The organism is Flavitalea flava (genome assembly GCF_054461575.1).
The window spans coordinates 1-15,188 of sequence record NZ_JBTLQH010000045.1; the positions used below are offsets into that span (position 1 = coordinate 1).

The 15,188-nt window shown below is 45.5% G+C and carries 9 protein-coding genes; 1 reads left to right on the plus strand and 8 read right to left on the minus strand.

Annotated features, from left to right (window positions below; all coding sequences use genetic code 11):
* The 6 genes from ACX0G9_RS26210 to ACX0G9_RS26235 form a co-directional block, all read right to left on the minus strand.
* The coding region (locus ACX0G9_RS26210) for a non-ribosomal peptide synthetase (RefSeq protein ID WP_459067937.1) at positions 1 to 2,648 on the minus strand (2,648 nt) is incomplete at its 3' end.
* A gap of 14 nt (positions 2,649 to 2,662) precedes the next feature.
* Positions 2,663 to 4,855 carry a hypothetical protein gene (locus tag ACX0G9_RS26215; protein ID WP_459067938.1) on the minus strand — a complete coding sequence of 731 codons (2,193 nt, stop codon included), beginning with the start codon at positions 4,853 to 4,855 and terminating at the stop codon, positions 2,663 to 2,665.
* 20 nt (positions 4,856 to 4,875) lie between these two features.
* On the minus strand, positions 4,876 to 6,633 hold the full coding sequence (locus tag ACX0G9_RS26220) for a carbamoyltransferase family protein (protein WP_459067939.1): 1,758 nt from the start codon (positions 6,631 to 6,633) through the stop codon (positions 4,876 to 4,878).
* A gap of 13 nt (positions 6,634 to 6,646) precedes the next feature.
* Complete coding sequence (locus ACX0G9_RS26225; protein WP_459067940.1) at positions 6,647 to 7,351, minus strand: thioesterase II family protein; 705 nt, start codon at positions 7,349 to 7,351, stop codon at positions 6,647 to 6,649.
* Between the two features lie 13 nt (positions 7,352 to 7,364).
* Positions 7,365 to 7,682 (minus strand): hypothetical protein, encoded by a 318-nt coding sequence (locus ACX0G9_RS26230; RefSeq protein WP_459067941.1) that lies wholly within the window; start codon positions 7,680 to 7,682, stop codon positions 7,365 to 7,367.
* A 50-nt stretch (positions 7,683 to 7,732) separates the two neighbouring features.
* On the minus strand, positions 7,733 to 8,947 hold the full coding sequence (locus ACX0G9_RS26235) for an MFS transporter (protein ID WP_459067942.1): 1,215 nt from the start codon (positions 8,945 to 8,947) through the stop codon (positions 7,733 to 7,735).
* Between the two features lie 305 nt (positions 8,948 to 9,252).
* Between ACX0G9_RS26235 and ACX0G9_RS26240 the strand changes: the two genes are divergently transcribed.
* On the plus strand, positions 9,253 to 10,746 hold the full coding sequence (locus ACX0G9_RS26240) for a serine hydrolase domain-containing protein (RefSeq protein WP_459067943.1): 1,494 nt from the start codon (positions 9,253 to 9,255) through the stop codon (positions 10,744 to 10,746).
* Positions 10,747 to 10,939: 193 nt separating this feature from the next.
* On the opposite strand, the gene ACX0G9_RS26245 is transcribed toward ACX0G9_RS26240, so the two are convergent.
* The gene (locus ACX0G9_RS26245; protein WP_459067944.1) at positions 10,940 to 12,355 is read right to left on the minus strand and encodes a hypothetical protein; all 1,416 of its coding nucleotides are present in this window, start codon (positions 12,353 to 12,355) and stop codon (positions 10,940 to 10,942) included.
* 44 nt (positions 12,356 to 12,399) lie between these two features.
* Positions 12,400 to 15,186 (minus strand): TonB-dependent receptor, encoded by a 2,787-nt coding sequence (locus ACX0G9_RS26250; RefSeq protein WP_459067945.1) that lies wholly within the window; start codon positions 15,184 to 15,186, stop codon positions 12,400 to 12,402.
* Between the last annotated feature and the right edge of the window lie 2 nt (positions 15,187 to 15,188).

Genomic DNA, 15,188 nt, shown 5'->3' on the forward strand with positions numbered 1-15,188 from the left:
TTCACCTGCTCATCCTTACGGCCCAGGTATTCGATATTACCATCGGCCAGCCAACGACAAAGATCCCCGGTCTTGTAAATCCTCTCCCATCCCCCTTCCGCCAAACCATGGGTCACATCTTCGGCCAACAACTCACCTCCCCCATTCTCCTGAAGACCCGACAATGGACCGGCCATAAAGTTTTCTGCCGTTAATTCCGTACGGTTCAGATAGCCAAGAGCAACCCCGTCACCACCTGTATATAATTCTCCGGTAATCCCAACCGGGCAAAGCCCCAGCCTTTCATTCAAAATACAGGCGCTTCGGTTTGCCAAAGGCTTCCCAACAGGAATACCGTTTCCTTCCTCCTTACCAGTGATTGCATAGGTCAGCGAAAAGGTGGTATTCTCCGTAGGTCCGTATCCATTAATGATCCGGAGCGCAGGATATAAGAGTTTTACCCTTTTTATGTGGTCTTCCGACAAACGTTCCCCGCCAACCAGAATAGTTTCCAATCCTTCAAAAACCGTACTGTCCGTATCCACCAGTTGATTGAACCAACTGGCCGTAAACCACATTTTGTTTACACCCCGTCGTTTGATCTCCTCTTTCATCAAACCACTGTCCAGTAAACGGGTTTCCGGGCAAAGGACCAATTGTCCTCCGTTCAGCAACATACCCCAATATTCAAACGTAGTAGCATCGAAGGAGGGGGAACCTGTAGACAATAAAATATCCTTTCTGCCCAAAGAAGAATAATTATCTCCTTTTACCAGGCTGGTTATATTCCGGTGCGTTACCATCACCCCCTTGGGCAGGCCCGTCGATCCGGACGTGAAAAGGACATAAGCTAACCCGCAGACGTCCACTCCGGCCTCAACCTTTGTCACCGGCTCTTTACGGATCCTATCTTCCACTTCTTCCCATACCAAAATGCGGGCGCCGCAACTATTCCGGAGTGCGGCTTCATCGGCAGGGGAGCACAATACGATTCCCGCTCCCGTATCCTCCAGCATAAACCGGATCCGGTCATTGGGATACGCGGAATCGATGGGTATATATGCGCCTCCGGCCTTCAGGATCCCCAATATGCCGATGATCATTCCCGGTGAACGGGACAAGCAGGTTGCGACAAGACTTCCCACTCTAACTCCTTCAGCCTTTAAGAAATGCGCCAATTGATTGGAACGCTGATCCAGCTCCCGGTAGGACAACGACAAATCCCCGAATACGAGGGCAGGTTCATCGGGTGTTTCACCGACCTGGGCTTCGAATAATTCCGTCACCGTCATATCCTTCGGATAGGCTGCCCTCATGCCCTGAGATGCCTCTTGAAGGAATTTTTGCTCCTGTGGTGGGATGATCCGGATATTCCCGATTTCCTTATCCGGGGATCCGGGGAACTGCGATAAAATAAAAAAGATACGTTCGGCCAGCAGCGCGATCTCCTCTTCTGAAAAATACTCCCGCTGAAAGTCGATGGATAATTCTAATGGTTGTTGTTTACCATAATCCCGCCACAACAACTTAAAGGGGTACTGAGAGAACTCGGTAACCAGCTCATAAGTCCTTGCGTGAAGGTCAGGGCCAAAATCCAACTCAAAATCCAATAATTCATAATTTACAAATACATCCAGGAAACCTTTGGAAGAAGCACTGCTGAGCTCCCGGCTCAGATCTGCCAGCAGATAATTTTGATTCCTGTAATCGCTTCGCTGCGAAGAGGAGATTTGCTTAAGTAGCATGCTCAATGTCAACGATGGGTGATAAGTACCCCTGAAAGGAAGCACCCCGGAGAAGGTACCTACGATGTTGCGAAGCTCCTTTGTTCTCCTTTTATGAACTGGAATTCCAAAAACAAAATCAGTCTGTGAAGAAGTCTGACCGAAATAAATCAGCAGGGCGGCAATGGTCAATTGTTGCAGGCTGGCCTTCCTCTCAAGCGCTATTTTCTCTATCTCCGCCATCCTATCGCCCGTTATATCCAGGACGTATTTTCCGCATTTTTGAAGGGACCCGTTCAGCGGCTTGTATTGTTTTTGCAGAAAAATGGCGGGCCTTTCTTTAATCTTTTCTTTCCAATACTTCCCCTCTTTTTGATATCCGGCAGAACCATAATAAACATTCCCCTTTATCGACTCCTGGTGATAGGAAGGGTAAACGAAATCCATCCTGCCGGGTTTCAAAAGGGAGGAATATTTTTTGGCAACGTACTGGGCCCAGATAGAAAAACCATATCCATCGGTGATCAAATGGTGATACCTGTTATAAAAATAATATTCTCTCTCGCCAACCTTTAGCAAGAACAGTTCATACAGATGGTTATCTTTTTTGATAACAAAAGGAGCATTGAATCTTTCCTGCATCCAGGCCAATGCTTTTTTCCCGGCGTCTTCCCCGGAACTGAAATCCAACTCCGTGAAGGCATACTCCGGGTCGTCCTCCTTCCAATAACCCCGCGGCTCATCTCCCGCCAGGCCGAAACCCATTTTAAAAACGTCGAAGACCTCCGGCACTGTTTGCAGAGTCTCCCTAAGTTTCTCCTTATCCAAAGCTCCTTCCAAACGGATATAACCTCCTACATTGTAATGAGGGCTCTCTTCATTGACCAACTGATCAAAAAAAACATCCTGCTGGGCAGGATGCAAAGGGAAAGAAGATTTCTGCATAATAATTTTTTTCTTTAAAAGGGTTCTGCCGATAATTGATGGCTTGGTTCCTGGTTTTCAGGCAGTAAACATTTTCCGGCTACAACAAGGAAGGAATGAATTTCCCCAAAGACAGTCAGAAAAACATCCAGGAAAGTTCTGGCAGTGATTTCGCGCCCCATGGGAGCAATGGGCGCAGCGAGGAAAGGCCACCGGATAGTCAGGGTATTGACGCCTTCTGTCAGCTGATCCGGGCCAATACGAAAGGGATAGGTAGTCCATGTTTTGCTCATGGGAGGCTCCTGCGCCAACTCTTCTTTATGATTGACCGATATATGCAAGTGCTTATCTGCACTGTATCCTGCAGGGGTCCGGTAATTCAGTTCGAAATACAGGACGGATTTCCCATCGGCAATAAAAGAAAAGGAAGTAGTTGCCGATCTCGCCTGTAAAAAAAGCGGCTTTTCTTCGCCCGTAAAAAATTCATGATGCGCGGATGAACTGTAAAAGGGTTCTGTTAAATTTATTTTCCGCTCTCCAATCAGATGCTCCCGGATCCTTAACTTCTTAACATCCTCCTTAATATTTATTCCTATCGTTTCCAATACCCCGGCAATCGTATCGACAAGCCCGATATCCATCAGCTTGCCTCCTCTTGGATGACGCAAGGCAAGACCTGATTCATATTGCTTCATTTTTTGACCGGCCATGATCTCTTCGAATGCCTTACAAAGAAGGGTGGAAGTATGCCGCGTTGCCAGATCTGCAAATTGAAGCATCATCCTGCTTATCGAAGGTGAAAGTGACAGCGCTTTACGGCAGTGATAGCAGACGATATCCATGGATTGGTCCTTATGTGCATTATGTATGGCTGCACAAAAATGGGCGATCGCCTGAATTTCATTTCCGGGCTCTTTTGTTGATGCCTTGATTTCCGGGAGAGATAGCTCTTTTCCGCCGATCAGGGATACAATGGCCTGCGCGGTGTAACGCATTGCTGACTTGATGGCTCCGACAGTAAGATGGCAGTAGTCAAGGTATTGATTCCTGTCAGGAATTCCATCCCCGGTCATTTCATTGAAAATTTTTGGTAGATCCACTGCCCTGATCCCATACTTGTGTGCTTCGGTCAATATCGTGTCCCTGACAATTCCAAAACATCGGGGTTGATTGTTACCGCCCCGATTGACCAGCATAGCGTCCCTTCCTTCTGAAAGACATTTCCTGGCCTCTTCCCATCTTTTTTCAGCAATATAAGCGGACGCCAAAAGTTCGTGCCCAAGAGGGTTATATGCGTCGATAGCAATCATTTGCCCTGCCGCATCTGCCAGTTTATCAAATTCCTTTTGTGATAAGGCTTTTTCTGCTCTTTCCTTTGCATCGAGCCAATCTGATAGGTTGTCGCCGGGCAGCCAGGGGAGATTATTCCCGATACTGTCGCTTCTCCAATCTTTTAAATTATAACCCGGGATCAGGAAAATAACGGGGATATTACGGGAAGAAAGGTGTTCCTGCACTTCCTGCAGAAACGAAACAATGATCTTAGAAAATTTTCTTTCCAGGAAAGGTTTTATTTCCGAAAACAATTCCTGTTCACATAAGGCATACATCTTTTTGTAATCTTCTTCACCGATCAGCTCCCTCAACTTGACGAACCAGTTGTTCCCTGCGAAGATCACCACCGCATCCGGCTCCAAAACACTGCAGGATCTGACAAGATGAGTCAACGGATCGATCATCATGCTGGTACGCGCCAGATCGACCACTTCTGCCGGGCGGATACCTGGAATAGTATTCAGTATCCCTTCCAGTTCATTGGCTACTGTATAGTAGGGATCATAGAAATATCCCCTGGCAACGGATTCGCCCAATAATACGATACGCTTTTTATTTTTTTTCGGATATATCCTGTGTACATTGGCCCAGAGGTGCCAATACCCATGCTGTTGCGGGTCCCTCTCGAAGAAGCTGCCATTTTTTTCCAGGCGCTGTTTCCAGATCCCTATTACCTTTTCCGGCTTTACAACGGCATCCGGAATGGAACCGGTATCCGGCGTTTCACCAGCATCAGTCGTTTCAAGGCTGGGTGCGAAAACATCCGGCTCAGGCCGGACAGTCAGCTGCTGCAATAGCCTGGTCAGTTTTTCCTGGTCGGTACTCTCCTCGCAAATCAAACCGGCCAAACCGGCAGCAATGGTTTTTAAGGATTCCGCGGGCCTGTGATCCATATGCCGTTTTTTGTTTTCCGTTAGATAAACGTATATACGTCATGGCTTGCTTCGATCTTTGCCATGTCGCTTTGCAGAATGACCTTTAACAGGTCAAAATTATTCCCTTCCCGTTCAATCAGATAATCTCCTATTACCAGACAATCGATATCGGTGGAAATAAAACATTTGATCGCATCTTCAGGAGAACAAACTATCGGTTCTCCTTTTATATTAAAGGAAGTATTCAACAGGATAGGACATCCTGTCAATTGGAAGAATGAGTCCAATAATTCATAAAAAATACAATTTGTCCTTTTATCCACAGTCTGTACGCGGGCCGAATTGTCAATATGGGTTATGGCCGGAAGATGAAGGCTGGAAATGACCTCGCAGGTCTCCAGCATAAATGGGGAAGAATGATCGATATCGAAATGAAAGGAAACCTGGGAGTCAAGTATAGCAGGGGCAAAGGGTCGGAAATTCTCTCTTTTTTTGACCATGTCGTTGATCCTGTCCCGCATGTGTTCATTCCGCGGATCAGCCAGAATTGACCGGCTTCCCAGTGAACGCGGACCGAATTCCATCCTTCCCTGGAACCATCCGATCACTTCCCCCGCTGCCAGTTTTCCAGCGGTCAATTGTAATAATTCTTCCCGGTGCCATGTGAAATTTCCGTATTGGATGGATGTCGCTTCCAATATTTTATGAATTTCGTCATTGGAAAAAGAAGGACCCAGGTAGACATGATCCAGCCTTTTAACGGGTAAAGATTCACCGCTTAATTTCCGATGAGCAATTGCCGCTGCCCCTATAGCTCCTCCGGCATCATTGGCTGCCGGTTGAACGAACAAACGTTTGAATGGCCCATTTTTAAGGATCTTCCCATTAGCGACACAATTCAAGGCAACCCCTCCTGCCATACATAGATCATCCAGTCCGGTTTCCCGGAACAGATAGTTCGCTTTTTCAAGCAGCACTTCCTCCAATATCACCTGGAGACTTTTAGCCAGATCCATATGGAACTGCTCCATCTGCTCATCTTCTTTCCTTGGCGACCGGCCAAACAGGTCGCTCAGGGTATCGGTATACATGCGGTTGCCGGTAAGGAAGGCAAAAAATTTCATATCCAGACGATACTGGCCATTGTCCCCTGTCTCTATCAATTGCCTTACTTTATCCGTATACAAAGGTTTTCCGTATGGAGCCAGTCCCATTACCTTATACTCTCCGTCATTCACCCCGAATCCCAGGTAGCTGGTAATCGTGGCATATAACAGCCCCAAAGAATCAGGGAAGGCAACTTCCTCGAAAATAGTTATGCCCTTTTCATCGCCTGTACCGTAAGTGGTGGTAGCCCATTCTCCGACTCCGTCAACCGTCATAATTGCCGCCCGTTCAAACCCCGAAAAATAAAAACTGCTGGCGGCATGGGACATATGATGGTCGATATACAAAATTTCTCCTTCATAACCGATCATTTCCCTGATCTGCTGTTCCACCTTTTTCCGGGGATTGATTCCTTTCAACAGACCGGATGGATCACCGTGAATGCCGCTCCATAATTGCCGCGCTAATTTCTTGACAGGGTCTTCATAATAGGCCACACAGGATATGTCGCTTATGGACAGCCCGGCCTCCCCGAGACAATACCGGAAGGCATTTATTGGAAGCGAACGGTCCGCTTTCACCCTGGTGAAACGTTCCTCTTCCGCTGCTGCCCTGATCTTTCCATCCTGCAGGAGACAACAGGCGGAATCATGATAAAAAGCTGAAATGCCGATTACATTGATAGCCATAAAATCACTCTTTCTATTGACGGATTATTTTTCCGGTAATGATCTCCAGGATCGAATCCGGGTAGTTAAGAATGAAAAAATGACCGCCCGGCATCCGTCTGAAATCCACCGTTTGATTGGATTCCTTTTGCCAAAGGGCTATTTCTTCTTCCTCCATATCCTCTTCAGTTCCGGTTATGACTGTCATAGGCACGTTTAGGGCCCCGGATTCTTCATAAACATAAGATTCGCAAGCCTTGAAATCCGCACGCAGAATGGGCTCGAAATAATCCAGCAATTCCTCGCTTTTCAATACCCCGTCCGGGCTTCCATTAAGATTCTTTATTTCTTCTAAAAATTCAGCCTTCTCCATAAGATGTCTTTTGGTATCTCTGCGGGAAGGAGCGGCAGGTCCGGCAGTGCCGGTTATGAATAAATGCAGGGGAGGACGGTGATTTCTCAAAACGATTTCCCTTGTCAGCAGGCATCCGATCAATCCGCCCATGCTATGGCCATAAATGGCATAGGACGGGTGATCCAGCATTCCTTTTACCTGTTGATACAAATCTGCGACCAGGGCGTTGATATCCGACAGCAAAGGCTCTTGTATCCTCGCCCCTCTTCCCGGATATTCCAGGGGAATGATATTTAAAATGGAAGGCGCCTTTCTTTCATAATCCCGGTAGGAATATTTGTTCCCCCCCGCAAACGGAAGACAAATAAGATTGGTTTTCTTCATTACCTTTTAGTTTTTAGGCATCCTGCGTCACACCGCTGTCCTGACTTTTCAGATGGCTCTCCTTTTCTTCTTTACTGAATGTCAGGCGGTAGGCCAGGTTGGAAAGTTTTTTCTCCTGGTTCAGCCGGTAACTGAAATGGGGATACTTTTCCAGTTCCTTTCCGATCAGTGATAAAAATTCTTCATTGTCTGTCGAAGGAGTAAAAAAGAAAATTCCGGCGGTAAGCCTGGTAAGCAGGTTTTCATACGGAAGCGCCCATTCGCTGATAAGGCCGTTAGACTTCAGAACGTCCAGATGCTCTTTTACCTCGTTGATTTCTTTAACGTACATAACATTTAATTTTTAATGATTATAGAATATCTAACCGGAACCAGTATCATTTAAGAGACCGCCGGTCTTTTAATCCTGGATAAAGTGAAAATGAAAGCGAGCAGTACCATCGCGTTAAGCACCGGCAGGCTGATCTTCACCGCTATTTTGTTCAGAGAGGAAAGTTCGACCACAATAAAGACCAATATGCCCAGTATCCTTCCGATCGCCAGCGGTATCTCTTTGGAGATCATGTATTCTCCCATGTATTCTTCTTTGCGTATGGTCGTCTCGGCGACCTGGTAATGAATGAACAGGACGGGAATTAACCAGAAACAATTGAATATGGAGGTGAGTAACCCATAAGCGATAACAGTCGGGACGGAAGTGTGGATCACCATGACCAGGGTTGCCGCCAGTGTTACGGTTCCCCCGATCAGGATGTATTTCCTGTTTAATTCCTGCCGGATATATTTCCCGACCAGATAGGCGCTGATCACTCCTACAAATGCGATCAGCGTAGTAAACCCGCCGAAGGAGAATTCATTTCCGAATGTAATAAAGTAGAGAATATCGATAATAAAATAAATGGCACCTTCTCTGAATCCCAGGAACAGATTACTCTTCAGTACATACTGCCAGTTTTTGTTTTTATAGGAAATGATTTTCCTGATATCGAATTTCCCTATTCGTTCCGTGTCCTCCAGGAAGAAACTGATAATGCCTGCAATCACATACAATAGTAGCGATATGGAAAATACATAATAATAGCCATTCAATTCCTGTTTATTAATAATGATGAACCCGGAGATGACCGGTGATATTATTCCCATTACAGAGCCGAAAGCGTTATTCAAACCCAGGTAATAGCTCCGGTTATCCTCGCTGGTGTAATAAAAAAGAAGGGTATTGACCGAATAATAAAAAAAGCCATACCCGATCCCATAAATAAATCCAAGCAAAAAGATGAATTGCGATGCGCGGGTATTAATATTAAGGATAAATGCAAAATATACGATCATGGCGGCCATGCCTGTTCTCAGACAGAAGGACACGCCTTTTTTCCCGGTCATCAGACCCGCAAGAATAAAACCTGCCGGCATAAATAAGTAGACATATAAATTATACAAAGCAACCTGCACATAATCGTTGGAGAGTTTCCACAGGAAGACGGTGACAAAAATACTCGACAGGCCATTTGCAAGGATAAAAAAGCAACCGATCGCCAAAAGCCGGATTGCGCTTGTTGAAATAGTCTTTGAACTGGCAGGAATGGCTTGGAACATAAAATATAGTTTAGGAATAGCTATCGCTGTGGCAAGTAACAAGATCTGCTACATTTACCGGAGATGACCCTGGGGATTACAATTGGAGTGGAATATTCAGGTGTCTCTCTTCTGGAATAAAGTAAAATTAAAAAAACAATTTAACGCTTAGTAGTAGCCACCTTTTACAATGCGGGTTTTACTAAAAACTCTTTTTCCCTGAGAAGCGCACGGTAAGTCAACATTCGTAAAGTCCGCAGTATAATTTAGTAATACTGCTAATTGCAAGTCATCATTAAGGGCTAATTTTAAAATAAACCTTCATTATGAAAAAGTTCTTTTTTCTTCTTTCTTTTTCGATGGGCATGCTATTACAACCCGGTTCAATCAAACAGGTCCGCGCACAATCCGGACCATCATCTCCTGCAGAAGTGGAAAACAAAATCAAACAGGTGGAAGAGAACCTCGGCGGGTGGGTACGCACGCAGGACCATACTGCGTGGAATTTAAAAGAACGGATGGAATATTACAAGATAAGGGGCCTGAGTATAGCGGTAGTCCATAATTTTAAGCTGGAATGGGCAAAGGGATATGATTGGGCGGATGTTGACAAAAAGATCCCGGTAACAACCAAAACCTTGTTCCAGGTTTCCTCGGTGGGTTTATCCTTAAATGCTATCGGAGTGCTGAAATTAGTACAGGACAACAAGATCGATCTTCATTCGGATATCAACAATTTTCTAAATACCTGGAAATTCCCCTATGACTCTATTTCAAAAAATAAAAAAATAACCGTTGCAAATTTATTGAGCCATACGGGAGGTTTAGGCGTACAGGGTTTCCCGGGCTATACCAAGGGGGACACGGTACCGACCCTGATCCAGGTGCTTGACGGGCAGAAACCCGCCATCACACCACCCGTACGTTCAATTTTCGAACCGGGTTTACGATTTGAGTATTCGGATGGCGGCACGCTCATATCCCAATTGATCGTCATGGATGTTACCCATCAGCCCTATGAAAAATTCATGGAAGAAAATGTATTGAAACCCTTAGATATGACCGGTAGTTTCTATGGCGCAAACCCAACCGGTAAAAAACAAAAACTACTTTCTTCCGCCTATGAAGAAGACGGAAGGTTGGTCAAGGGAAATTATCATACCTACCCTGAACTGGCGCCGGCCGGTCTCTGGACTAATCCAACGGATCTGGCTAAATTCATTATCGAAACCCAATTGGCCTACCAGGGAAAATCCAATAAGATCTTGTCGCAGGAGAACACCAGGCTTGCACTCACCCCTTTCCCTAAAGCATCGGCCGGCCTGGGTACATTTGTTTTTAAAAAGGGAGAATCGACCTATTTTCACCATTTTGGAAGAGGTGAAGGTTTTACCACCTTGTATTATGGCAGCCTGGATGGCGGAGACGGGGTGGTGGTAATGGTCAATTCGGATAACGCCGGTATACTTGAGGAGATTGCCAACAGCGTAGCCACTGTATATGACTGGAAAGGGTTTTATAAGCCCGAATTTAAAACGGTGGTGTCGTTATCCCAGGAACAGCTTAAACCGTTGGAAGGAAAATATAAATTCCAATTCGTAAAAGGAAAGGACGATTATTTACAAATAAAAGCGGCCGGGAGCACTTTGTCCATCAAACAATCCTGGGATGGCAACGAGCTTACCTTTGTACCCGAGTCTGAATCGGATTTCTTTAGTATTGACGAACGGTTCCCTCTTACTTTCAAAAAGGACAAAAACGGATCGGTTAACCAGGTACTGGCTTTCAAAAGGGATTTATGGAACCGGGTTACAGAGTAGCCCCTGGTAATTCTTGCTTTTATCCTTAATTTGTCTGTGCTCCCTTGGATGATTTCCCTTCATTACCCGGCGAAGTCCGGATCCAAGGGAGTACAACACCAGAAAAAACAAAGCCAGCCCAAAAACCAGGAGCAGGTAGGATCTTATAAAATGGATTTCCCTTGTCATCGTTCTGTCTTTTCTCTCCTTGTAATTAATGCTGATTACCACTGCCATTGGTCTGGAAACAACCCAGGTCTTTGCCTGGCAGGCTAATTTCCGTAGCACCATAAATAAGGTCTGTTGTTACCGCTTTCAAGGGGCTGAAACCCAGGTAGCCCTTTCCGATCAGCGGCGAATTTGCCTGAAGACGAAAGTTGAAAGAACCTACGGAACTGATATCCCTTAATTTAATGCCACCGGGAACTGGCAGAGTATACTTAACGAACAGGGGATTATCGGACTGCAGGACTGCCGTTCCATCATAGACGGAGCCCCGGGTATAATTGGAAGGAAGATAAACCGGTGAAGGAATGTCGGTGGGTGCAGGTTTACTGATATAACCTACCGGGTAAAACTGGTTCACCACCTGGAGGGAATCACCGTACTGGTAATTGTACCCATAGAACAAACCAGCAGTATCTGCTGCCGGATTGCCCACAACACGCGGACCAATTTTGCAATTGATAAAGGCATTATTATAATACAAGCCTTTGGCGCCCTGTTCAAAATCGATATTCGCCCCGCTTCCTGTCGTAGTTACACGGAATCCGCCATTGACGAACGTGTTATTGTACATTCGGATATTACTTTGTGGAGCGCCGATCGGTTGGCCTTTATTGGTGACTTTCTGTGCGTTTTCCGCGGAACCGATAAAAAAATTATACGCCATGTCCCCCACCGTGCCTCCTTTCACATTAACACAATCTCCTGAAGTCAACCCGCATTTCTCGAAAGTATTTCGCATCACTGAAATTTTCCCACCGGAGATCCTGACCTGGTCGTCGGTTGCTCCATACATCCAGGAGTCTTCCAGGACAAAACTTCCATGAAAATTTTGGAAAAGCAGGATATAATTATTCGTACTGCTTTGCCCTACCGAAGGGCCTACCACATTCCCATAAGCTGCACCTCCAAAATCGATATGGGTCCATTTAATGACCATTAAATTGCAGGCTGTATCCCCCAGGATACCTTTCCATTGTCCGGAATAGGCGGGGTCCAGGGACGGATCAAGCCCCGGAGTGTCGTTTTTGTTTATCCCGGTTACGGTAAACCAGTTGGGGTGTTCTTTCGACCCCAGGCAAATAAAGGTGCCGTGCACGATAATCCCTGCGTTATGATTCATCAATACCGTCACTCCAGGTTGTATCAGTAACGTATCTCCTTTATTGATATTTATGTCGCATCCGACAGTATAAGTTTTGCCGGAAAGCATCATCCCTTTTACAGAACCGCATAACGGGGCTGAATCGCTGACCGTTAAGGAGGCGGGAAGGGTATACTTATAGATATCGTTTTTATCGAAGGCCCATTTATTACACCTTGGAAAGACGAAACAAAGGGCCCAGCATACAGCCGAAAAAATGGCGAAGTTAACCGCCAGGTTAGTAAATCGTTTGTGTTGCATCAGGAGTATTTTTTGATTATGGGGTATAATAGTTTCTTCCAGTCTCAGAATTTGTACCGGAATCCGCACAAAATGGATAGTTTATATACATCTTTCTGCGCTAGGATTTTATTGTCTTTGTCCTGGTTGGGCAAAGGATCGGCAAACCCTTTGTTAGGTTGTTTTAAATAAACTTTTTGTGCGGAATTGGTCAGATTGTTCACCTTCGTATATAACAGAAAGCCCTTGCAGATGCGTTTTTCAAGGGAAAGATCCAGTTGGCTGTATGGGTTTTCCCAAAGATCGAGGTGAAAATAATTAGAGACCTGAACGATCCGTTCTCCGGTAAATACAAAGGCCAGCTGCATGTCCAGTCCGATATGTGGATTCTTATACAACAGGGAAAGATTCCCTACATTATCGGCCTGTCCCTGTAAAGGCCGTGTCTGGCTTACTGTTCTTTGAGCGTATCCCAGGATGGAGTCGTAATAGGAAAGGATCTTCGGCGTTTTGATACGGGACCGTGTAAATGTATAGTTGGCGGAGATCCCGAATTTACCCAGGTATTTAGTCACCGCCAGTTCCGCTCCAAAATTGGTTGCATGATCGATATTATCGGGTTTAATGAACTGCGACCCCGGGCTGCCATCGCGGGCGATAAAATATTCGATCGGACTGCGAAGATATTTGTAGAAGGCCCCGATCAATACCTGGTCGGCCGTTTCACGGGGAAAGAATTCATACCGGAAATCCAGGTTATCTGCCCGGGTATGTTTGAGGTAAGGATTGCCGATCTCCTGGAAATACTCCCCCGGGATCAGGTAAGGAGTGACCTCATATAAACCGGGTCTGCAGATCGATCTGAAATAGGATAAACGCAGATTGGTCCTGTCATTCACTTTATATAAAGAGTGGACGCCTGGAAGGAGATCCGTATAATGGATCGAACCGGAACGGGCGTCAAAATTGGCCGGCATTACCGTTGCGTAACTTAATTGCGTATGTTCAACCCTTGCTCCGCCTATAATTTCTAATCTTTTACCAAACATAAACTTTGCTTGTAAATAAGCGGCATTGATATTCTCGATCGCTGAATAACTGTTGCTGTTCGTAGTCGTAATTATTCCTTTGCCATTCTCGCTGGTAAGAAATATATACTGAGCGGCATCTATATCGGTATATTTTTGAGGGGCCCCGTTTGCCAGGGCAGGATTCAGCAAATAATTGTTGTAATAATTCTCTCTTTTTTTCGATCGGGAAAGGAGCCCTGTTTTAACTTCCACATTATGACCGGCAATTTTAACATAATAAGAAACGTTAAAATAGACGGCCAGATCTCTTTCGGAATTATGCTGCCAGATGCGGCTCATTCCCTGTAGGGTCGAGGTAATGCTGTCCTTCCCCCCTATCCCTCCGTTGAGGAGGACATCATTGGCATATGTATATTCGGCCATATCCGGCAGGGCGCTTTTTGCCAGGGAAAGAACGGCGCTCCAATCGATCCGGAATGAATTGTTTAAAATATGGTCACCCTGTAAGGTGGAGTTATAGATGGTTTGCTGCATCCAACGGCTCCGGTGAAGGATATCCACAAGCTTTTCATTGGAAGTTGAAGTGATCCCCAAGCTGGTATTGTCCGTAAGTCTGGTCTGGAATTCGTCCTGCTTTAAGAAAAGGTTATACAGGGAAATTTTATTCCTGTTGTTAAAGACGTAATTTATTTTGTTGTTTATTCCAATTCGGTTGGTTTGCGTGGAATACAGTCTTTGATAAACTGCCATGAACAGGGGTTGATTATCAGGCTGAGGCTGAGGGCCAGGGATCAGGTAAGTCGAATTGGAGGCACGATAAAAATCCTGGCAACTGACGGAGAAAAGGACGCCTAATTTTTTATCCAGGAACCGGTTCCCAATAGTCAGTCCCATGGAACGGTTAACCGGAATCTTATCTCCATATTTCAGATTGGAAACCGTAAAATCTTTATTGGAAGCGATATAATCATTTCCATGTAACTCCGCCGGGGACTTTTTATTTATTCCGGAATGCGGGAATTGACTGAAAGGCCTTTCGGAAAATAAGGTGGAATACCCTGCAGCCAGGTTAAGGGATAATAAAAATTTATCCGGCGCATTCTTCATGACCAGGTTCATAGTGCCTCCTATCGCGTCTCCTTCCATATTTGGCGTAAGACTTTTAATCACTTCCAGCCGTTCTAATAATTCTGAAGGGAACATGTCCATGGGAACAAAACGATATTTATCGTCCGGACTGGGTATTTTGATCCCGTTCACCAGGGTATTATTATAACGCTGCTCCATGCCCCGGATAATGGCATACCTGCCCTCCCCGGTGCTGGTACGTTGAATATTTACCCCGCTGATGCGTTGCAAGGCATTAGCGACAGTCACATCAGGCAATAATTGTATGGTTTTGGCGGAAAGAATATTCTGAACGATATCCGCTCTTTTTTCCAGGCTTCTGGCAGCCTTGTCTCTTTCACCGTTATTATCCCCTTTAACCGTAACCTGGTCAAGACCCAGTACCTCAGGCTCCAACAGCATGTTTATTTCCTTTACCTCGTTCTTCTCCTCAATATTGACATTGATCTCCCGGGACTTTTTATAGCCTACGCAGGAAGCAATGATCTCATACTTTCCCGCAGGGATATTTTTTAACAGATAACTCCCGTCCAGACTAACAATTGTATAAAATTTGGTATGCTCCAGGTATACCGTGGCTCCCACCAGAGGGTCCCGGTTCCTGGCATCTGAAATTTTCCCTTTTATCGTTCCCGCCACAGCAAGGAAAGCCATGCTGAGGCAAAAAAAGGTAAGCAATAGTCTTTTTTTCATAG